This is a genomic window from Pseudomonas sp. UM16 (assembly GCF_050312595.1).
Classification (GTDB): Bacteria; Pseudomonadota; Gammaproteobacteria; order Pseudomonadales; family Pseudomonadaceae; genus Aquipseudomonas.
The window spans coordinates 44,496-64,795 of record NZ_JBNPJT010000005.1 but is presented as its reverse complement, the minus strand read 5'-3'; the positions used below and the strand labels follow the sequence as shown (position 1 = coordinate 64,795).

Sequence of the window (20,300 nt, the reverse complement as noted above, 5' to 3'; positions counted from 1 at the left end):
ATGGGGCGCGGACATAATGCATTGAATTACCCGGTCCCTTTTCCATCCCGGAAAGGGCGTTCGGACCGCGTAGTTGTGTTCCTCCCGCAGCCAACTTTGCTAGACATAGTGCCTTCCTCCCTCATGGCCGATCCAGGAAGGAACTGATCAACGGATTTAGCGCTGGCGCGCACTCCTCTGAGACCCAGTGTCCGCACCCTGGCAACACGTGCGCTTCAACGTTGGTCGCGTAGCGTCGGATGTTCTCCGGCTGCAGGGCGCCGAATCCGCCATTGCCACCCCCGCCAACGGCAAGAACTGGCATCGTTACCTTTGTTTTCGCCAATTTCTCATTCTGCGTAATAGACCGGGGAAGCGCGCGATAATATTCAAATGCGTGGTGGAAGGTCGGCGGCTTCGAGTATGAGCGGACATAGCTGTCTATCAGCTCATCCGTAAGCCCCTCCTGGTTGCTCGCGTGGTTACGGATGAAGTGCGTCAGGAATAAACGCTCATTCCCTTTAACCATCGCGTCCGCAAGCTGATCGGAGGCCGCGAAGAAACTGTGATGCCAGCCAGGGGCCTCTCCGGTCGCGATAAAGGCTGGTAGTGAATAGAGCGTATCGTCAGGAATTGTGGCTTCGATGAAGGCTGCCTTAACGATATCCGTCGGGTGACGCGCGACCATCGGATAGCTATTCCAGATCCCTATATCATGTGCGACAAGGTAGAAGGGCTTGTCATTGCTGAGGCGCTTGGCGAGTTTGTGGAGATACTCGGAGATGTCGACGCCGGTGTAAGACGTTTGCGGAGCCTCCGACAGGCCAAGACCTGGCAGATCTACTGCTACGACGGTATAGCGTTCCGCGAGTTGCGGCATGAGGATATTCCACTCATACCATGTTTGCCCGAAACCGTGGACGAGCAGCACGAGCGGACCTTTACCGCCACGCACGAAATGCAAGTTCACCCCGTCAACACTTTCGTATCCCCCGATGAAACCGTTAGGGATCGGAAATTCCTCCTGCGCTATAGGATGGGCTTGGCGCGGTGCAGCTTGGATGGGCGCTCCAATTGTGACTAACGCCGCAAGTGCAAGCGCGATTGCGTATGATTTCATGCTTTTTACCTTTCGTTGGATAATAAATCAGCAGCAGATCAATGGCTCGCCTGAGCACGGTGACCAGGGGGGAAGGCGAAGCGATGTGCAGCCAGTGCAATAACGAACGCGAGCGCTGCTAGAGCGGCAACAGTGGGCGGCAGCATCGGCGTCCCTCCAGTCGTGAGCAACACCCCACCAAGCGCCCCACCGGCGGCGATCGCTAAGTTCCACGCGGTGGTCACCATTGCCTGCGCCAAGTCGATACCATCGCCGGCCGTGTCAGCCGACGCGGTCTGCATCATCGCGCCGGCCCCACCAAATCCAAGCCCCCAGATTACGGCGCCCGCGTAGACGGCAATTTCTAGCTCCCCAATGATCGTCAGTAGGGCGGCAGTTACAGCGAACGAGCCAATAGCGAGAAGTACTAACCGGCGCAGCATCCGATCCACTAGCTGTCCGACGATCCAGATGCCAAGGAGCGAGCTAATTCCGAATGCTAGCAAGACAAGATCGACCCGCGTTTCCGCCGCCTTTGCAAACGGCGCGATGTAGGTGTAGAGGATGTTGTGGGCTGTCATCCAGGTCAGAATGACCAGCAGGATCGGGATGATGCCTTGTGTCCCGAGCACACGAAGAAGTGAGGGCCGATTGCCCCCTGTCCGGCCGGGAGCATCGGGTACTTTCACGATGATCCATCCGATCAACATGACACCCAGCGCCGAAAGGATCAGGAACGATCCACGCCACCCTACGAAGCTCCCCAGGAATGTCCCCAATGGGACACCCAGCGAGAGCGCCAAGGGCACACCAACCATGGCGACCGCCATTGCTGGACCAGTCTGATCGGGACGTACGATGCTGCGCGCGTACCCCGCTAGGATTCCCCAAGCGAGGCCGGCAGCGCACCCGGCGATAAACCTCGCGGCCAGCACGACGCCAATTGAGTCCGCAAGAGCTGTCAATGTGTTGCCGATCACAAAACAGATGATTGTGGCGAGCAACACGGGTCTTCGGCGGAAGCCTTGCGTCAAACTCGTGAGTGGGATCGCTGCCAACAACGATCCCAGCGCATAAACAGCAACAAACTGCCCGGCAATCGCTTCTGAGACCCGGAGGCCTGAGGCGATTTGGGGCAACAGACCTGCGGGGAGCGTCTCAGTAACGATGCACAGGAAGCCGCTGGCTGCGAGCCCGGCCAATGCGGCGATCGGCAGCGCCGAGCTCGAATCAAGTGTTTTTTCGACCGGAATTGGTGATGGGGAGTGTTTCATAATTGGCCTTAAAGTCGCGTGGAATCCCTGCCTAAAACCGTGGCTAATGAGGATGTGGTTATTTACGTTAATACCCACTATAATATTCGGAATCCCTGAAAGTAAAGGTTTTTTGTAATGCCTGTTAACGTAAATAAGAAATCGCGTGGGCGGCCGCGTGAATTCGAGCTCGAAGTGGCTATCCAGGTCGGACAGGATCTGTTTCACGAGCACGGCTATGAAAATGTCAGCGTGGCTACGCTGACCGAAGCGATCGGGATCACGGCGCCAAGCTTCTATGCTGCTTTCGGCAGCAAAGGAGCGTTTTTTTTGGATACATTGAAACGCTACTCGGCCACCGTGGTGCCACTGGACCGCTTTTTGATCCCTAGCAATTCGCCTAAGACTGCCCTTGGCGAAATGCTTATCGCTGCGGCGCGTGCTTATGCCGCCCATCCTCTACGGCGTGGTTGTTTTATCCTCGAGCACGCAAAGTGTGGGACAACGGAGTGGGCCATCGCTGCTATACAGATTGCTGGCGAGAACCGTGACAAAGTACTGGCGTTTCTCACAGCATGTGACATACCAGCACCTGCGAGGGTCGTGGATTATGTCGCCGTAAGCATGCTCGGCCTGTCGGCGGCGGCACGAGAGGGATGGGAGGAAGAAAGGCTGATTGCCGTCGCAGAAAGCTCCGCAGCAGGGCTTGACAAGTTAATGTCGCGCGACCAGGTCTCACCCGAAGCGTCTTGATCAACCAAGGAAAGGTTGGAGTGTCAACGGCGGCTATGGGCGTGGGGCGATTTTCCCAGGGGCGCGCACTCGCGCTCCGCCAGGTTCCATGCAGGGTTAAACCCTCACGTGCCCTTGCTGCATGTCGGCGAGTGCCGCGCCTTGATTGCTCGTTTAAATCTTGGGTTTCCCCCCCTGCCTGCGAGGCGGGTCGGACGTCCGCGGTTGCACGTCAGATCCATGTTGACGTGCTGGCCGGTGTTTCAGCGATACCTGGGAAACCACGTCATGACACAACACTTTTCAAACGCTCCATCCTGGGCGACGACCTTCTGCGCCCTGTGCTTCGTCACCGCTTCACAGGCTCAAAGTGATATCGACACCGCGGTTGAACTGACGTCCATCAGCATCACCGCCACACCGGTCGGGCTACCCTCTGCCAGCCTGGCAACCACCCTGCTGCCCGAAGCGCCGGGTGGGCAAGTGGCAAGCGGCAGCCGATTGGGCCTGCTTGGTAACCGCGACCGCCTTGACACCCCGTTCAATGTGACGGGCTACACCTCGACCTACATTGCCGACAGCCAGGCACGCAGCATTGCCGATGTGGTGGCTGCCGATCCTTCAGTACGCGTGGTCTTTCCACGGGCGAGCTATCGGGACGTGTATTACATACGCGGCTTCAGTCTGTTTTCCTACAACATGGGCTTGGACGGTCTGTACGGTATCGCACCGAAACAACGCTACCCCGCCGTATTTGCCGAACGTATTGAAATCCTCAAGGGCCCGGACACCTTCGTCAATGGGGTGTCCCTTGGCGGTTCGGTTGGTGGTGCGATCAATATCGTGCCAAAGCGTGCCACGGATGACGATGTAACGACGCTGACGACCAGTTATGAGTCCAACAGCGAGCTAGGCACTCATGTCGATGTCGGGCGTCGCTTTGGTGAAGCCAAACAGTTCGGCATTCGTTTCAACGGCCTTGTCAACGAGGGTGACCTGACGGTCGATGATCAGTCCTCCAAGCTTGGCGCCACGGCGTTGAGCCTCGACTATCAAGGTGATCGCCTGCGTCTGTATGGCGACTTCGGCACGCAGCGGCAGAAAGTCGACGCAGTGGATTGGGTCGCCACATTGGCACCCGGGGTGAAAAAACCGCCGATCATCAATGGCCAAACCGACCTTGGACAACCCTGGGCGTCGGTTACCAGCAAGGACAGCTACGCCGCACTGCGCGGCGAATACGACCTGACGGATCAATGGACCGCCTTCACCAACCTGGGCATCAGCACCACCGAGACAACCGGCATTTATGTGCAGCCCACCAACCTCAAGGCCAACGGCGATTACCTCGCGACGATCCGCTCGTTTCCGTCCAACGGAACGTCTGTGTCGACCCAATCCGGGCTGCGCGGAACTTTTGATACCGGGCCTGTGGGCCATCACCTGACACTGGCTACGGCGTACTGGCGCCAGGATTTCAAAGCCGTGAGCACAGCGCTTGGCAGCTATGCCGCGAATGCCTACAACACGATCTCGCAGCCCAAGCCCAACACATCAGCCGTTGCGGACCTGGACGACATCCATAACACGTCCCAAGTCAACTTCAGCAGTGTTGCTTTAGCCGACACGCTGTCAGTGTTGAACGAGCGTGTACAGCTGACCCTAGGTGGCCGCCAGCAGACCATCCAGAGCGACAGCTACGCTGCGCAGAGTGGTGCAAAAACGTCGTCCTACGATTGTTCGGCGTTTTCACCGGCGCTGGCGGTGGTGTTCAAGCTAAATGATCATCTGAGCCTCTATGGCAATTATGTCGAGGCCTTGCAGCAAGGCCCGTCAGTACCCAACACGGCGCTCAATTACGGCGACATACTCGCTCCGGTGGTGTCGCGTCAGGTCGAAGCCGGGATCAAGGCGGACATCGGTACCTGGTTCACCAGCCTGGCAGCGTTCCAGATCACCCAACCCAACGGCATCACGGACCTGCGCACCAATATCTATTCCCTGGATGGCGAACAGCGCAACCGTGGTTTGGAGTGGAATATCTCCGGCGCATTGCTTTCGCAGGTACGCATCCTCGGTGGCGCAACGCTGATCGACGGTCGCCAGACCAAGACCGCTGGCGGCGTGTATGACGATAAAAAAGCGATTGGCGTACCGAACTATCAAGCCAATCTCGGCCTTGAATGGGATACCCCGGTGCCTGACCTCACCTTGTCCACACGGGTCATTCGCACCGACAAACAATACGTCGATGCCGCCAACACCCAATCCATTGATGCCTGGACCCGTTACGACCTGGGCGCGCGATATTCGCTCAAGGGCGTGATGGGCAAGCCGGTAGTACTGCGGGTGGCTGTGGAAAACGTCGCGAACACGCGCTACTGGGCCTCCGCCTCCACCGGGCAGGTCTCCGGCATCTCACGCGCCACGCCTCGAACTTTGCTGCTTTCCAGCACTTTTTCATTCTGAACCACAGGAAAACACACCATGAACGACTCATTTTCCAATGGCATCGGCCGTCGCGACTTTCTTTCAACCTCCCTCATTGTCGCCGGCGGACTCGCGCTGGGTGATAAAGCGTTGGCCGGCCAGAAAGATCCAGGCATGCCCATGCCCAACTCCAAACCGGCCGGCCCCAAACTCAAGATTGCCATGCTGGTGCATCCGCGCATGGTCCTGCTGGACCTGGTTGGGTCACAGACCGTGTTCAATATCATCGGCAGCGACATTTACCTTGTGGCCAAGACTATGGCGCCCGTTTCAACCGACGTCGGCATTGATATTGCGCCAGACATGGTGTTTGACGACTGCCCCCACGACCTTGATGTGCTGTTTGTGCCGGGTGGCCTAATGGGATCGCTGGCGGCCATGCAGGATGAAGCCACCTTGCAGTTTCTGGCTGACCGCGGGCAAACCGCAAAGTACGTCACCAGCGTTTGTACCGGTGCACTGGTAATCGGCGCCGCCGGTTTGCTCAACGGGTACCGTGCGAATACTCATTGGGGTGTGGCTGATTTGCTGCCACTGCTCGGCGCAACGCTCGATCGCAGTCGCGTAGTGCATGATCGAAATCGCATGACCGGCGGCGGTGTGACGGCAGGCATTGATTTTGGTTTGACGCTTGCCGCCATTTTGCGTGGAGAAGATATGGCCAAGCACGCCCAGCTGATCATCGAATACGCGCCGCAGCCGCCATTCCATGCCGGTACACCTGAGGAAGTCGGGCCAGTGAGAATGATCGAAGAGCGCAAGCGTCGGGTGTGGATGGACGGTGAGGCCCTGCGCGTATGCGAGCTGGCTGCACAACGACTCGGGTTGCCGCAAGTCCTGCCCCAGAAAGCTTAAAGCTTCACGTCAACTCAGCCCATGGACGGGATTTGTTGGCGTGAAGAAGAAAGTCTCTAAAGCCGACTATCGTCAGTGGGAACAAATCGGCGTGCCGATCGTCTTCACACGGCATCAATAAGAGATAACCCGTATGTCTATACACACGCCTCGCACACTGATCGGCGGCGTTGCATTGCTTGCGGAAGCGCAACTTACGGAAGCCATGGTCGATCTGCTGATCGAGACGGTCCACAAGATCGGGACGCGCTCGAAACGCAAGGTAGTGGGTGATATCGCGAAGGATATCGAGCGGGTCTATGGCGAGGAAAGGTTGCTGGTTGAGATTGCCAGCGCTTCGATCGACGAGCCCGCGGGGTGCGTCTGCGATATCATTTTCCCGATCGTCGGCGCGGACTTTGCGGACGCTCAACCTGCAGGTTACCGCAACATAAGCAAAACATTAAAACCTTCGAATTGGGAAGAAGCGAGTAGAGCATGAAAAGCGAAGTCATTGTCCCGCCCCGAATGCGGGCTATCATTGAAGGGGCTGGCTATGCTCCCGCCGTGCGCGCCGGAAATCTTCTGTTTTGCGCGGGCCAGTTCGGTCGCGACGACGATCTGAATGTCATTCACGATCCTGAAGAGCAGTTCGAAGCATGTTGGCGCAATCTCGACGAGGTCCTGTCGGCCGCTGGTTGCAGCTTCGCAGATGTTGTCGAGATGACAACATATCATGTGGAAATGAGCCGATACATGGATCTGTTCCGGGAGGTGAAGAACAGGTTTTTCCCCCGCCGAACGTGCGCGTGGACGAGGATCGGCGTGTCGGAATTGGCCCACCACGGTCTCTTGGTTGAGATCAAGGCTGTCGCGCTCATTCCTCAGTGTTGAGCGAACGGCAGCTAATGGCTCCACACGACTGTCGCGGAATTCCTGAACTGATCATCCTGCGAGGCGTCAGGACGGGGAACATGGGCGGATAAAAGGATCAATGTGCACTGCCGTCGTTGATGTGAAGCGGGTTGGACCTGTGTGGGGTATACCTGAAAATCGTCTGGGGATTTCAGTCCCGGTTAGCGAACGAGGTCCTCACGCGCGTCTTTCATCAGGGTCCGAGTCGTCAGCTCAATATGACCGTTTGTAGTACCGCAGTCCTTCACCTTCTTACGTCGCTCCGGCACGCGCAGCAGTGAACAACACAATCGCTATTGGGCTTGTACTCAATGGGGAAGCCCTTGTAGTACGATTTTTTCCGTTTTCCGAGGCGACCCCTTAGGCTCTGTACGAAATCCCGAGAAACCCAATCGGCGTCCCTCGGAAGCTTAGATTTTGTAGAGTCGGCGGCTATCTACGGAAAGGAATCCTGTGATGGCAAAGCGTTATGAACTCTCGGATGAGGCCTGGGCTGTGGTTGCTGATCTCTTCACCGAAACCCATGGCCGGGGGCGGCCCCGCCTGAGCGACCGCCTGATGCTCGATGGCGTGCTCTGGGTGCTCTGCTCAGGTGCTGCGTGGCGAGATATGCCGGAACGCTTCGGCCCCTGGTCAACGGTGTATCAACGGTTTCGGGGCTGGCGAAACCAGGGTACATTCGATCAGATGCTCAAACGCTTGCACCTGAGATTGAATGAGCAAGGCTTTATCGATTTGCAAACCTGGATGATCGACTCAACCGCAGTACGCGCAACCCGAGCCTCTTCTGGCGCCGGGAAAAAAGGGGGCCTGACGAGCCTGCCGATCACGCTCTAGGCCGCAGTCGCGGTGGCCTGACTACCAAAATCCACATGCTCTGCGACGCCAACGGGACACCGTTGCGCTTCCTCCTCTCTGGCGGTCAAGCCAGTGACATCAGCTACGCCCAACCCCTGTTGGACGAGGTCAGCATTCCATCGAGCCAACGTGGCGGCCCGCGTAAACGCTGTAAATGGTTGCTTGCCGACAAGGGCTACGACGCCGAAGCGCTACGCCGCTACTGCGACCAATATCGAATGCAACCCGTCATCCCGCTGCGCTCGATGAAGCGCAAACCCAAGCCTGGCTTACCCAGACTGTTTGATCGGCCCAAGTACCGACAGCGCAACATCATCGAGCGCATGTTTGGCTGGCTGAAAGAGAACCGCCGGATCGTGACACGCTTCGACAAGCTCGCGAAAAGCTATGCCGCTATGGTCTCGCTGGCTTGTTCCATGCGGTGTTTGCGACATCTCTTTTCGTACAGAACCTAGGCGTACGGTGTTATTGCTGGTAGTGCCGGCACGCCCTTTTTCGTTTAGGCGTTTGTCGCGGTAGCTCGCGATAGTTTCAGCGGAAAGGGCCGCGAGTGAATATTTGCCCAGGTGTTCTGTGAGCTTCTTCGCTTTCGACGTTTCGCCGCGCTGGGTGGTGGGCTTCTTGGTGGGGGTAATGTCGCTCAAGTAGCGCTTGAGGGCTGCTTCCAGCGTCATGCGCTCGGACCCGCTGCGCTGGATGTAAACACCCCTAACCATTTCGTCTTCTGTACGTCGTGACCAATCCTCGGCATTACGCTTGGTGCGGAAGGTTTTCGCTACTGTTGGCCATCCGGTTTTACGGATTAACGCCTTCCATGTGCCAGAAGGAGTTTTAACGAGTGTAGCCATCTGAAGGACTCCAAAGGTGTACTGGCGCACCAGCACTGTACCGATTTTGTACCTTTGGACCATAGGACTGTATTTGATGCGGTCCCGCCAGAAACGCGAAAGCCGCGCAATGCGCGGCTTTGAGTATGGTGGGCCCACACGGACTTGAACCGTGGACCAAAGGATTATGAGTCCTCTGCTCTAACCAACTGAGCTATAGGCCCCAGTGGACGCGGATTATAACGAGGGTTTCCAGGCTGTGCCATCCGAAAGATCCGAAACTGCTATACGAAGGAAGGCTGCAGCAAATTCTTCCGCAGGCAGTGGCAGGCTGACGATGTAACCCTGGATCTGTTCGCAGCCTTCAGTCGCAAGAAACTGCTGCTGGGCCTGGGTTTCCACACCTTCGGCAATGATGGTCAATTGCATGCTGCGCCCCAGCGCAATGATCGCCCTGGCAATGGCGGCATCGTGGGGGTCATCCGGCAATCCGCGAATGAACGATTGGTCGATCTTGAGTATGTCCAGCGGCAGGCGTTTGAGGTAACTCAGTGATGAGTAACCTGTACCAAAGTCGTCGATGGCCAATTGTACGCCCAAGTGTTTGAGCTGGTGGAGGATGGCCAGCGCCTCCTCGGCCTGGCTCATGATGAAGTTCTCGGTGATTTCCAACTGCAGGTCGCCGGCTCTGAGCTGGTGGGTCTTGAGCAATTGCTCAATGCGTTTGATCAAGCTCGGTTGACGCAGTTGGGCGCCAGCGAGATTCACCGACAACGGGCCGAAGGCCTGGTGGGTTTGCTTCCAGGCCTGCATTTGTCGACACGCTTGTTCCAGCACCCAGTCACCGAGCTGCAGGATCATGCCGTTCTCTTCGGCCAAGGTAATGAAGTGCTCTGGTGGCACTTCGCCAAGCAATGGGTGGGTCCAGCGGATCAGCGCTTCGGCACCGACCAGGCTTTGGGTCTTCAGACTGAACTTGGGCTGATAGCTCAGGCTCAATTCATTGCGTTCCAGGGCGCGGCGTAATTCGTGTTCCAGAGCAATGCGCTCGCTGGCCTGGGCAGTGAGGTCGCAGGTGTAGGATTCAACCCGATTGCGGCCCTTGGCCTTGGAGCGATACATCGCGGCGTCGGCGTTGCGGATCAAGGAGGCGACATCGCTGCCGTCCTGCGGATACAGGCTGGTGCCAATGCTGGCACTGGTGAAGAACTCGTGTTCTCCGGCCTGAAAGGGCGCACTGAAGCAAGCCAGCAGTTTGTTGGCAATATGGCTGGCGTCGCTGGGCTGATGCAGGCCGGGTAATAAAATGATGAACTCATCGCCGCCCAGGCGGGCTACGGTGTCGATATCGCGAACCTGTTCTTTCAGGCGCTGTGCTATGCCCTTGAGCAGTAAATCGCCGACCGGATGGCCAAGGCTGTCATTGATATGCTTGAAACGGTCCAGGTCCAGAAACAGCACCGCTCCCTGGCGTTTGGACGTTTGCGCACAGGTGAGCGCTGCTTGCAGGCGACTCTCGAACAAGGTGCGGTTAGGCAGACCTGTGAGGGGGTCGTGGTGGGCCTGGTAGTCGAGTTTCGCCTGAGCATGCTTGAGGCTGGATATATCGGCGAACACCGCGACAAAGTGGGTTATGCCGCGGTCGTAATTACGCACGGCGCTAATGGTCAACCAACTGGGGTACAGCTCTCCGTTTTTACGGCGGTTTTGGATTTCGCCCTGCCAGTGCCCTTCAGCAGTCAATTGGTGCCACATGGCGGCGTAAAAGGCACTGTCGTGCTGTCCCGAGGCAAGCAGGCGCGGCGTTTGCCCCAAGGCTTCGAATTCGCTGTAGCCGGTGATCTCGCTGAACGCCCGGTTGACGGCACTGATGCGTTGGTCGGTGTCGGTGATCAGCACGCCTTCAGCGGTGTTCTCGAACACGGTGGCGGCCAATTGCAGCTTTTCCTGCATCAGATGGCGTTCAGTGATGTCCCTGGCGATGGTCAGCATGCAGTCGACACCGCCAATCGGCAGGGGCCGCGCGGAGAGCTCACACAGCCGTATCTGGCCGTCACTGCGGCGGATATGGCAGCTGAAATCGCGGACGAAGCCGTCTCTTTTCAGCAGTTCAAGCAAGCGCCGTCGCTCATTGAGATCTACCCACATGCCTAGGTCCAGGGAGGTGTGGTCCAGTGACACATGGCTGTCGTAGCCGGTCAGGCGACAGAAACCTTCGTTTACCTCAAGCAGTAAGCCATCGCTCTGGCGCGAAAGCAGTAAACCGTCAGGGGAGGCGTGGAAGGCCTTGGCGAACTTTTCTTCGGAGGTTTGCAGCTGTTCTTGGGTTTCTTTGAGTTGGCTGATGTCGCGTACGGTGACGACCAGGGCCGGTGTGCTGTCGAGCTCAAAGGTTTCCGCCGAGATCAGGCCGGTGAACAACTGGCCGTTGCTGCGCCGGAACAGTGTTTCCAGGTTGCGAATACTGCCCGTTTGCAGGCGCAGCAGCAGCTCTGGACCGATACCGTTGACGCCCCAAATCCCCAGCTCGGTGGCCGTACGGCCAATGACCTGGGCCGAACTCAGACCTATTTGTTCTTCGAAGGCCTCGTTGACCTCTATCAGACAGCCATCGCTGAGGCGGGCGATCAGCAAAATATCCGGACACTGCTGGAACACGGAGGCAAACTTCTGCTCCGAGAGTCGCAAGGCATCTTCGGCATTCTTGGTTTCGCTGATATCGATCATCAGCCCGCGCATGACCGGTTTATGCCCGTGCTCGATCAGGCTGACGATATCGCGCACCCACAGGCTGCGACCATCGGCACGCGTCACTCGATACTCGAGGCTGTGGTCGCGCCCGGCTGCGGTCTCGCTGTCACAGTAGGCTTGCGCCCAGAGGGCGTCGTCGGCATGGATGATGCTGCGCCAGAAGCCCGGACACAGCCATTGCTCCAGTGGATAACCAAGCAGGTCTTCGGCATGCGGTGAGACGTAGCTGTAGGTGAAGTCATTGGCATCCGCTTCCCAGGCGATCGCTGAGAGGCTTTCGACCAGGCCGCGGTAGTGATACTCGCTGCTGCGCAGCTCTTGCTCCAGGGCTATGCGTCTGGATATTTCCGAACTCAGGCGTCTGTTGACCCTGATTACCGCCGCTAAAATTGCCACCAACAGCACTATTCCGGGCAAGCCGTAGATCAACAGGTCGTACCAGAGCGTGCGGTGATCCAGAACATTACCGACCCAGCGCTCCTGAATATGGCTGATTTCACCGGGGCTCATGTCGGCCATGACCTTGTCGAGAATGCCGATCAATATTTTCTGCTCTCGCGGTACAGCCATGGCCAGTTGGTAGCGGTAATTGGTTTCACCGCTGACGTACAGGCCGTCGAGCTTGAGCTGGCGCAAGCTCCAGATACTCGATGCAAGGTCGCCAACCACTGCATCGACTTCATCGGTAGCCAGTGCCTGCAGGGCAGAACTGACGTTTGGCAGGGCGACCAGATTGAGGTCGGGGTGATGAGTGCGCAGCAGTTCATGTGGCGCATAGTTTTCCACGACGGCAACCTTCAGCCCATACAAGTCCTTGAGTGAGCGCGGCTGTGCACCGCCTTCATGGGCGAGGATGACGATCGGGAAATCGAGGTAGGGACGGGTGAAAGCCAGAAAGCCCTGGCGCTCCGGAGTCGACATGATGCCGGGAAGCAAGTCCAGCTTGTTCTGGCGTGCCTGCTCAAGTACGGCCGTCCAGTTGGTAGGCTCGATTGGCTTGAATGCCACGCCCAGTCGCTCCTGGATAAGGGCAATGTAGTCGGCAGCCAATCCCTGGTAGCGACCGTCCTGGTCACGGAATTCAAACGGTGGCCAAGATGCATCGACGCCCAAGCGCAGCTGCGGATGAGCGCTGAGCCAGGCTTGTTCTTCGTCGGTCAGGGTCAAGGCGCCGGCCGTTGCACTCCAGAGCAGTTGGAGCAGCAACAGAAGGGCCGGCATTCTGGGCATAGCGGCCTCGTCACACAATTGGACTGATTCGAGTGTAGACGGGCATTTCTGCGAGAGGGTAGTGGCGAAAGCTTTAAATCGCTGTTTGCGCAAAAGAAAAACCCCGGCCTGGGCCGGGGTTTGTCATCACTCGTCGAGGAAGGAGCGCAGATGCTCGCTTCGCGTCGGGTGGCGCAGCTTGCGCAGCGCCTTGGCTTCAATTTGACGGATCCGTTCACGGGTCACGTCGAACTGCTTGCCGACCTCTTCGAGGGTGTGATCGGTGTTCATATCGATACCGAAACGCATGCGCAGCACTTTGGCTTCACGTGCGGTCAGACCGGAGAGCACATCACGGGTCGCTTCCTTGAGGCTTTCAACCGTGGCTACGTCGATTGGCGACTGCATGGTCGAGTCTTCAATGAAGTCTCCCAGATGCGAATCTTCGTCGTCACCGATCGGGGTTTCCATGGAGATCGGCTCTTTGGCGATCTTCAATACCTTGCGGATCTTGTCCTCAGGCATTTCCATGCGTTCACCCAGCTCTTCCGGGGTCGGTTCGCGACCCATTTCCTGCAACATCTGCCGGGAAATACGGTTGAGCTTGTTGATCGTCTCGATCATGTGCACCGGAATACGGATGGTGCGGGCCTGGTCAGCGATCGAACGGGTGATCGCCTGGCGAATCCACCAGGTGGCATAGGTCGAGAACTTGTAACCACGACGGTATTCGAACTTGTCCACCGCCTTCATCAGGCCAATGTTGCCTTCCTGGATCAGGTCGAGGAACTGCAGGCCGCGGTTGGTGTACTTCTTGGCGATCGAGATAACCAGACGCAGGTTGGCCTCAACCATCTCCTTCTTCGCCCGACGAGCCTTGGCTTCACCGATCGACATGCGACGGTTGATGTCCTTGATCTCGGCGATGGTCAGACCGGTTTCGGTTTCCAGGTCGATCAACTTCTGCTGGCAAGCAACGATCGCGTCGTTTTTCTCGCCCAGCGCAGCCGCCCACTTGGTGCTGCGCTTGGACAGATCGCCGCTCCAGGTCTGGTCGGTTTCGTTGCTAGGGAACAGGCGCAGGAAGTCAGCGCGTGGCATGCGTGCGTCACGGACACACAGTTGCATGATTGCGCGTTCTTGCTGACGCAGGCGATCCAGAGCGCCGCGAACACGTTCGACCAGTACTTCGAACTGCTTTGGCACCAGCTTGATCGGCATGAACAGTTCGGCCAGTTCAAGCATCGCCTTGAGGCTATCCTTGTGCTGGCGGCCGTTCTTTTTCAGCACTTTGAGGGTAGCGTTCAGTTGTTCCTGAACGGCACCGAAGCGCTGCTGGGCCACGACTGGATCGGGACCGCTTTCGGTTTCCTCTTCCTCTTCGTCGCTTTCTTTCTCTTCCTCGTCGTCATCAGCATCGGCTTTGGCAGGTGCTTTTGGATCGACAGGCGGCGGTACTTCGGCCGGTGGGGCGATGCCGTCATCCGGGTCGATGTAGCCACTGAGAACGTCGGACAGGCGGCCGCCTTCGGCGGTCACACGGTCGTATTCGCTGAGAATATATTCGACAGTACCCGGGAAGTGGGCAATAGCGCCCATGACTTCACGAATACCTTCTTCGATACGCTTGGCGATTTCGATCTCGCCTTCGCGGGTCAGCAGCTCGACGGTGCCCATTTCACGCATGTACATGCGCACTGGGTCAGTCGTGCGACCGATATCGGTTTCCACAGCCGCCAACGCTGCGGCGGCTTCTTCAGCTGCTGCTTCGTCGGTATCGGCTTCGGCCAACAAAAGGGCATCCGCATCCGGAGCACTCTCGAATACGTTGATCCCCATGTCGTTGATCATGCGGATGATGTCTTCCACCTGCTCCGGATCTGAAATATCCTCAGGCAGATGGTCGTTGACCTCCGCGTAAGTCAGGTAGCCCTGCTCACGACCGCGGGTGATCAACTCTTTGATGCGAGACTGCTGTTGCGCTTTTCCGGACATAACACCCTATCCACTGAAGGTCTTGGCGGGCAAAAAACAAGCCGAGGATTATACCCGAGCTAGGACCTCACGCGCCAGTTGAGGTCGGGGTTTGTGCGGGAACATTCCGGCTTAGCAGGTCGCGCAGCTGATTTTTTTCCTCTGCGCTCAACTCACTTTGACGTGCTTTCCTGAGCAGATGTTCCAGGCTTCGCTCGCGTTGGCGAGCGGACAAGCTAGTTATAGTGTCGAAAAACTGTTGTTCAAGGTTATCGGCATCAATCAGCCATTCCTTTTCCGCTAATGCCCGCAGCAAGCGACCTTGTTCGGTGCCGTGCCAGCGCGCAATCAGCTGTAGTGAGCGTAGCTCAGGATTCTTTTGCAACGCCTCGAGCAGTGCCACCAGCAGCTGGGCGTAGACGTGTTCTTCCGCTGCAAAGTGGCCGGCGTCTTCTACTTTTTTGGCCAGCTGCGGATGGTGCAGCAACGTGCGTAGGGCGCTCAAGGTCGGGGGTTCTACCGAAGTTGGCACCCGTGGTGGGGCGTCCTGGCGTTGGCCGTTGCGCTCCCAGGGTTTGCCTTTCTTGTCCCAGGGTTTGCCGTCCCACTTCTTCTTGCCGCCCTTGTTCGGCGTCCACTGTTGTTGCGGCGGGGCGTACTCAGGTTGGTGGAAGTCACTGTAGTCTGGCGTGTAGTCGGGAATGGCGTCGTAATCGATGCCAGGATCGTAGCTGGGCGGCGCTTCAGTCGGGGCACTATGGCTCAGTTTCTCGACCTGCTGGTTGTCGAGCCCGGTGATTTCCTTGAGACGGTTACGCATCAAGGCGCGCAGGTTGGCACCCGGCACTTTTTCGATCAACGGTGCTGCCAGGGTGGCCATATGGGCCTTGCCCTCCAGCGAACGCGGGTCGGCTTCTTCGGTTAGCTGCTGGAAAAAGTAGTCGGCCAGAGGCTGGGCGTGCTGATTGATGCGGGCGCGGAAGGCGTCAGTGCCTTCCGCGCGAATCAGGGTGTCCGGGTCTTCGCCTTCGGGCAAGAACAGAAAACGTGCCTTGCGGCCGTCCTGCAGGCTCGACAAGGCCGACTCAAGCGCACGCCAAGCGGCATTGCGACCTGCCTGGTCACCGTCAAAGCAGAACAGCACGCTAGGCACTACCCGAAACAAGCGCTTGAGGTGTTCTTCGCTGGTCGCCGTGCCCAGGGTCGCCACGGCATTGCGCAGGCCTTGCTGGGCCAGGGCGATGACGTCCATGTAGCCTTCAACCACGATGATTTCATCGAGGTTGCGGTTGAATTTGCGTGCTTCGTAAAGCCCGTAGAGTTCCTGCCCCTTATGGAATACCGGGGTTTCCGGGGAGTTCAGGTACTTGGGTTTGTCGTCGCCAAGCACTCGGCCGCCGAAGGCGATGACACGGCCGCGGCTGTCGCGGATGGGAAACATCACCCGGTCGCGGAAGCGATCGTAACGCTTGCCTGACTCGGCATTCTCGATCAGCAGGCCGGCATCGATCATGGCTTTCTGTTGCAGGGTATCGCTGCTCAAGTGTTTGAACAGGTTGTCCCAGCCTGGCGGGGCATAGCCCAGGCCGAAGTCGCGCGCGATCTCGCCAGACAGGCCGCGACCTTTCAGATACTCCACTGCCGAGCGGCGCGTCGGATGGCTTTTCAAGGCCTGACGATAAAACTCAGCGGCTGCTTCCAGTAGTGGATACAGCGGCGAATCGGTGGGCTGTCGGGGCTTTTGTCCGCGACCACCTTCCTCGCGAGGGACTTCCATGCCTGCGGCCTTGGCCAGTTCCTCGACAGCCTGGGGGAAGTCCAGGTTGTCGTGGTCCATGATGAAGCCAAGGGCGTTGCCGCCTGCGCCGCAGCCAAAGCAGTAATAGAACTGCTTGTCGGGGCTGACGCTGAAGGACGGGGTTTTTTCCTTGTGGAACGGGCAGCAGGCGGTGAGGTTCTTGCCGGCTTTTTTCAGTTGCACGCGCGAACTCACCACATCGACGATGTCGGTGCGATTGAGGAGGTCGTCAATGAAACTTTGGGGAATCAGCCCGGCCATGGCACTCTCATCATCAGGCGATAAGCAAGTGTAATCGCTAATGCTGCGGGAACGGCTGCGCGTTCGAGCGACGTCGAATGGCGTAACACAAAATTCGGAAAGACGTGCTCGTCGGTAGCCGGTTAAGGCTCGTCAGTAATGACGTGCACAGCTGGCGTTGAGGCCAGTTCTGACGATTCAGGCAGGTTGTCCGCATTACCGAAGCAATGAGACGCCTCGAGCCAAAGGCCTGAGGATCAAGCAACGACTGCCGGCAGCCCGGCTTTAGGCCGGGCGAGGCAGAAGCTTGCGACAGACGTCTGTATTAGTACAGACGAACGGCGCGGCGCTGTTCGCGCTGAACTTTCTTGGCGTGACGTTTAACAGCGGCTGCTGCTTTGCGCTTACGCTCAGAAGTCGGCTTCTCGTAAAATTCGCGGCTACGAACTTCAGCCAGAACACCGGCTTTTTCGCAGGAGCGCTTGAAACGACGCAGAGCTACGTCGAAGGGTTCATTCTCTTTAACTTTGACGGCTGGCATCCAGAGCTACCTTCATTCATTACCGGGGGTCAACGAACTCGTGGCAAAACTGTGCACTGGAGAACGTCGGTTTTTAAGGGTTGCGGATGTTAACCCTTAGCAAGCCGGAATGCAAAGCCTCTGATCGAAAACCGCTGGTCGGCATCGGGAGTGGGGACTATCATGCGCGCCTTCGAATTCAGCCTCCACAAGGCGCAGACCCATGCTAGTACTGGGATTAGAAACATCCTGCGACGAAACCGGCGTCGCATTATACGACAGTGAACGCGGTCTTTTGGCCGATGCATTGTTCAGTCAGATCGACTTGCACCGTGCCTATGGCGGCGTGGTGCCAGAGCTCGCATCGCGAGATCACGTCAAGCGCATGCTGCCGTTGATCCGCCAGGTGCTGGCCGAGGCCGACTGTGTCGCCACCGAGATCGACGCGATTGCCTACACCGCAGGTCCTGGCTTGGTGGGGGCGCTGTTGGTGGGCGCATCCTGCGCTCAGGCCCTGGCGTTTGCCTGGGGTATTCCGGCGTTGGGCGTGCATCATATGGAAGGTCATTTGCTCGCCCCAATGCTCGAGGAGCAGCCGCCGGAGTTTCCATTCGTCGCTTTGCTGGTTTCCGGCGGGCATACCCAGTTGGTGCGCGTGGACGGTATTGGCCGCTATGAGCTGCTGGGCGAAACGCTCGATGATGCGGCGGGCGAGGCATTCGACAAGACTGCCAAGTTGATGGGGCTCAATTATCCGGGTGGCCCGGAAATCGCCCGTCTGGCGACCCAGGGTGCCCCTGGGCGGTTTGTGTTCCCGCGACCAATGACTGATCGCCCGGGTCTGGACTTTAGCTTTAGCGGCCTCAAGACCTTCGCCCTGAACACCTGGCAGCAGTGTCAGAAAGCTGGAGACGACGGCGAGCAAACTCGTTGCGACGTGTCGCTGGCCTTCCAGCAGGCGGTGGTGGAGACTCTGACCATCAAGTGCAAGCGTGCTTTGAAGCAGACCGGTCTGAAGCGTTTGGTGATTGCCGGTGGCGTCAGTGCCAACAAAGCGCTGCGAACCTCGTTGGAAGGGATGCTTGCGGGCATCAAGGGCAATGTCTACTACGCCCGCCCACAGTTTTGCACCGATAACGGCGCCATGATTGCCTATGCCGGTTGCCAGCGACTGGCTGCGGGGCAGCAGGAGAGCTTGGCGATCAGCGTGCAGGCACGCTGGCCGATGGAGCAACTGGCGCCGCTGTGATGAGCGGCGCCCATGCAGACGATTCAGAAATGCCGTTCGCGACCGGCGAAAAGGTCGCGTAGATTGCCGCGGTGGCGCCAGACGATCAGCACGGTCAGTACGCTGATCGGCAGCAGTGCCTGGGGCTCGCGCCAGGCCAGCAACGGAAGTGTCAGGGGTGTGGCGATCAGCGCCGCCAGCGAACTGGTGCGGGTCAGGTAGAAGGTCAGCAGCCAGGCGCTGATGGCCAGGAGTGCGGCTGGGGGATACAACCCCAGCAGCAGCCCCGCGGCGGTAGCGACACCTTTGCCACCGCGAAAGCAGAAGTACACCGGGAACAGATGGCCGATAACTGCACACAAGCCGATCCAGGCCTGTTGCTGCAGATCTAGGCCGGCAAGACTGGCGATCAGCACTGGCAACAAGCCTTTGCACAGATCGCCAAGCAGGGTCAGGACCGCCAGTTTGCGGCCGGCCAGGCGCAGCATGTTGGTGGCGCCGGCATTGCCAGAGCCGCTCATGCGCGGGTCCGGGCTGCCAGTGAGGCGGCTAAGGAGAATGGCAAAGGACAGCGAGCCAAGCAGGTAGGCGAGCAGCGCCAGTAACCAAAACATGCTAACTATTCCGGGCGAGGACGCCTTGATTCTAACGGCGCCAGTCGCCCTTGTCGTGCAGTGGAGAGAAGTGCTTGGACAGAGTGTTCATCGAAGGCCTGGAAGTCGATACCGTCATCGGTGCCTATGACTGGGAGCGTGGGATTCGCCAGTGCCTGCGCCTGGACCTGCGTTTTGCCTGGGATAACCGTCCGGCAGCGGCGGGGGACGACCTCACTCTGGCTTTGGACTACGCAAGCGTGACCGCGCGTATCCAGGCCTTTGCCGAGCAATCCGAGTTTGAGCTGGTCGAGACCTTTGCCGAGCGTCTGGCTGCAGTGTTGATGAGTGAGTTCCAGATCCCGTGGCTGCAACTCAAACTGACCAAGCCTGGTGCCGTGGCGGCCGCCACAGGGGTGGGTGTGGAGATCGAGCGCGGATGTCTCTGAACCGGGTTTACCTTGGCCTTGGCAGTAATGTCGAGCGTGAGCGGCATCTGTGTGCGGGGTTGGATGCGCTGGCTGGTTTTCTCCACGACATGCGCTGTTCGGCGGTGTTCGAGAGCCAGGCGGTGGGGATCAAGAGCGGTCCTTTCTTCAATCTGGTGGTGACCGGTTTGACTGATCTGCCCCTGATGGAGCTGGATCGTCGGCTCAAGTTCATCGAAGCCGATAACGGGCGTTATGCGCCGGATCGTAAAGGCCTGCCGCTGGATATCGATGTGTTGATGTATAACGACCTGTGCGGCAGTTTCGATGGGCTGGTGCTGCCGCGGGCCGAAATTCTCAAAAATGCTTTCGTGTTGTGGCCACTGTCGCTGATTGCGCCGCAACTGGTGCATTCAGGGGTAGGCAAAACCATGGCTCAGCTGTGGGCCGAAGCGCAGATTGATCAGGTTCTGGCGCCTGTGCCGTTTGAGTGGCGTGGTCAGCAATTGACGGGTATTTGAGACCCTTTCGCCGGCAAGGCCGGCTCCTACAGGTTCTTGTGGGAGCCGGGA

At 58.2% G+C, this 20,300-nt stretch carries 16 protein-coding genes, 1 tRNA gene and 1 pseudogene; 9 read left to right on the top strand and 9 right to left on the bottom strand.

The genetic code is table 11. From position 1 onward, the window contains the following. Positions 1-121 precede the first annotated feature (121 nt). Together ACQRAX_RS07225 and ACQRAX_RS07220 are read right to left on the bottom strand one after the other, a co-directional pair. Positions 122-1,099, bottom strand: a complete 978-nt coding sequence (locus ACQRAX_RS07225) for an alpha/beta fold hydrolase (RefSeq protein WP_412039044.1) — start codon at positions 1,097-1,099, stop codon at positions 122-124. A 38-nt stretch (positions 1,100-1,137) separates the two neighbouring features. Continuing rightward, complete coding sequence (locus tag ACQRAX_RS07220) at positions 1,138-2,559, bottom strand: MFS transporter (RefSeq protein ID WP_412039045.1); 1,422 nt, start codon at positions 2,557-2,559, stop codon at positions 1,138-1,140. On the opposite strand from ACQRAX_RS07220, the gene ACQRAX_RS07215 reads away from it, so the two are divergent. The 6 genes from ACQRAX_RS07215 to ACQRAX_RS07190 all read left to right on the top strand — a co-directional run bounded on the left by ACQRAX_RS07215 (position 2,527) and on the right by ACQRAX_RS07190 (position 8,615). Continuing rightward, positions 2,527-3,084, top strand: coding sequence for a TetR/AcrR family transcriptional regulator (locus tag ACQRAX_RS07215; protein ID WP_412039046.1), 558 nt, complete (start codon positions 2,527-2,529; stop codon positions 3,082-3,084). The two genes, ACQRAX_RS07220 and ACQRAX_RS07215, sit on opposite strands and share 33 nt — an antisense overlap. A 267-nt stretch (positions 3,085-3,351) precedes the next feature. Continuing rightward, positions 3,352-5,532 carry a TonB-dependent receptor gene (locus ACQRAX_RS07210; RefSeq protein ID WP_412039047.1) on the top strand — a complete coding sequence of 727 codons (2,181 nt, stop codon included), beginning with the start codon at positions 3,352-3,354 and terminating at the stop codon, positions 5,530-5,532. Between the two features lie 18 nt (positions 5,533-5,550). Further along, positions 5,551-6,408, top strand: a complete 858-nt coding sequence (locus ACQRAX_RS07205) for a DJ-1/PfpI family protein (protein WP_412039048.1) — start codon at positions 5,551-5,553, stop codon at positions 6,406-6,408. Positions 6,409-6,541: 133 nt separating this feature from the next. Continuing rightward, positions 6,542-6,889: a hypothetical protein gene (locus ACQRAX_RS07200; RefSeq protein WP_412039049.1), complete on the top strand. Its 348-nt coding sequence runs from the start codon at positions 6,542-6,544 to the stop codon at positions 6,887-6,889. Then, positions 6,886-7,281, top strand: coding sequence for a RidA family protein (locus tag ACQRAX_RS07195; RefSeq protein WP_412039050.1), 396 nt, complete (start codon positions 6,886-6,888; stop codon positions 7,279-7,281). The genes ACQRAX_RS07200 and ACQRAX_RS07195 overlap by 4 nt, the downstream gene beginning before the upstream one ends. Positions 7,282-7,758: 477 nt before the next feature. After that, positions 7,759-8,615, top strand: a protein-coding gene (locus ACQRAX_RS07190; protein WP_427867733.1) for an IS5 family transposase whose coding sequence is annotated in 2 segments (ribosomal slippage) — positions 7,759-8,107 and positions 8,107-8,615 — 858 coding nt in all. Because the reading frame shifts where the segments join, the coding sequence is not laid out codon by codon here. Here the strand turns inward: ACQRAX_RS07190 and ACQRAX_RS07185 are convergent. The 6 genes and pseudogenes from ACQRAX_RS07185 to rpsU form a co-directional block, all read right to left on the bottom strand. Next, a pseudogene (locus tag ACQRAX_RS07185) lies at positions 8,613-9,008 on the bottom strand (site-specific integrase); the annotation flags it as partial. The gene ACQRAX_RS07190 and the pseudogene ACQRAX_RS07185 sit on opposite strands and share 3 nt — an antisense overlap. Before the next feature lie 126 nt (positions 9,009-9,134). Beyond that, positions 9,135-9,211, bottom strand: a tRNA-Ile gene (locus ACQRAX_RS07180). A 13-nt stretch (positions 9,212-9,224) separates the two neighbouring features. Continuing rightward, positions 9,225-12,968 (bottom strand): bifunctional diguanylate cyclase/phosphodiesterase, encoded by a 3,744-nt coding sequence (locus tag ACQRAX_RS07175; protein WP_412039052.1) that lies wholly within the window; start codon positions 12,966-12,968, stop codon positions 9,225-9,227. A 126-nt stretch (positions 12,969-13,094) separates the two neighbouring features. Beyond that, complete coding sequence (gene rpoD / locus ACQRAX_RS07170; protein ID WP_412039053.1) at positions 13,095-14,942, bottom strand: RNA polymerase sigma factor RpoD; 1,848 nt, start codon at positions 14,940-14,942, stop codon at positions 13,095-13,097. Positions 14,943-15,009: 67 nt separating this feature from the next. Beyond that, positions 15,010-16,980, bottom strand: coding sequence for a DNA primase (gene dnaG / locus ACQRAX_RS07165; RefSeq protein WP_412039054.1), 1,971 nt, complete (start codon positions 16,978-16,980; stop codon positions 15,010-15,012). A 304-nt stretch (positions 16,981-17,284) separates the two neighbouring features. Continuing rightward, entirely contained in the window at positions 17,285-17,500 is a 216-nt protein-coding gene (gene rpsU / locus ACQRAX_RS07160) for a 30S ribosomal protein S21 (RefSeq protein WP_002551877.1), read from the bottom strand. A 202-nt stretch (positions 17,501-17,702) separates the two neighbouring features. Here rpsU and tsaD point away from each other — a divergent pair, with 202 nt between their 5' ends. Further along, on the top strand, positions 17,703-18,728 hold the full coding sequence (tsaD, locus tag ACQRAX_RS07155; RefSeq protein ID WP_412039055.1) for a tRNA (adenosine(37)-N6)-threonylcarbamoyltransferase complex transferase subunit TsaD: 1,026 nt from the start codon (positions 17,703-17,705) through the stop codon (positions 18,726-18,728). 23 nt (positions 18,729-18,751) lie between these two features. Here the strand turns inward: tsaD and plsY are convergent, their stop codons facing one another. After that, on the bottom strand, positions 18,752-19,321 hold the full coding sequence (plsY, locus tag ACQRAX_RS07150) for a glycerol-3-phosphate 1-O-acyltransferase PlsY (protein ID WP_412039056.1): 570 nt from the start codon (positions 19,319-19,321) through the stop codon (positions 18,752-18,754). Positions 19,322-19,395: 74 nt separating this feature from the next. Between plsY and folB the strand changes: the two genes are divergently transcribed. Beyond that, entirely contained in the window at positions 19,396-19,749 is a 354-nt protein-coding gene (gene folB, locus ACQRAX_RS07145; RefSeq protein WP_412039057.1) for a dihydroneopterin aldolase, read from the top strand. Continuing rightward, positions 19,740-20,249: a 2-amino-4-hydroxy-6-hydroxymethyldihydropteridine diphosphokinase gene (folK, locus tag ACQRAX_RS07140; RefSeq protein WP_412039058.1), complete on the top strand. Its 510-nt coding sequence runs from the start codon at positions 19,740-19,742 to the stop codon at positions 20,247-20,249. Before folB ends, folK begins: the two co-directional genes overlap by 10 nt. Positions 20,250-20,300 lie beyond the last annotated feature (51 nt).

What these genes read in the sequence shown, in the direction of transcription:
- ACQRAX_RS07225 (WP_412039044.1), bottom strand. Translation starts at nt 1,099, where the DNA reads ATGAAATCATACGCAATCGCGCTTGCACTTGCGGCGTTAGTCACAATT.
- ACQRAX_RS07200 (WP_412039049.1), top strand. Translation starts at nt 6,542, where the DNA reads ATGTCTATACACACGCCTCGCACACTGATCGGCGGCGTTGCATTGCTT.
- rpoD (WP_412039053.1), bottom strand. Translation starts at nt 14,942, where the DNA reads ATGTCCGGAAAAGCGCAACAGCAGTCTCGCATCAAAGAGTTGATCACC.
- dnaG (WP_412039054.1), bottom strand. Translation starts at nt 16,980, where the DNA reads ATGGCCGGGCTGATTCCCCAAAGTTTCATTGACGACCTCCTCAATCGC.
- ACQRAX_RS07175 (WP_412039052.1), bottom strand. Translation starts at nt 12,968, where the DNA reads ATGCCCAGAATGCCGGCCCTTCTGTTGCTGCTCCAACTGCTCTGGAGT.
- rpsU (WP_002551877.1), bottom strand. Translation starts at nt 17,500, where the DNA reads ATGCCAGCCGTCAAAGTTAAAGAGAATGAACCCTTCGACGTAGCTCTG.
- tsaD (WP_412039055.1), top strand. Translation starts at nt 17,703, where the DNA reads ATGCTAGTACTGGGATTAGAAACATCCTGCGACGAAACCGGCGTCGCA.
- ACQRAX_RS07205 (WP_412039048.1), top strand. Translation starts at nt 5,551, where the DNA reads ATGAACGACTCATTTTCCAATGGCATCGGCCGTCGCGACTTTCTTTCA.
- folK (WP_412039058.1), top strand. Translation starts at nt 19,740, where the DNA reads ATGTCTCTGAACCGGGTTTACCTTGGCCTTGGCAGTAATGTCGAGCGT.
- ACQRAX_RS07210 (WP_412039047.1), top strand. Translation starts at nt 3,352, where the DNA reads ATGACACAACACTTTTCAAACGCTCCATCCTGGGCGACGACCTTCTGC.
- plsY (WP_412039056.1), bottom strand. Translation starts at nt 19,321, where the DNA reads ATGTTTTGGTTACTGGCGCTGCTCGCCTACCTGCTTGGCTCGCTGTCC.
- ACQRAX_RS07195 (WP_412039050.1), top strand. Translation starts at nt 6,886, where the DNA reads ATGAAAAGCGAAGTCATTGTCCCGCCCCGAATGCGGGCTATCATTGAA.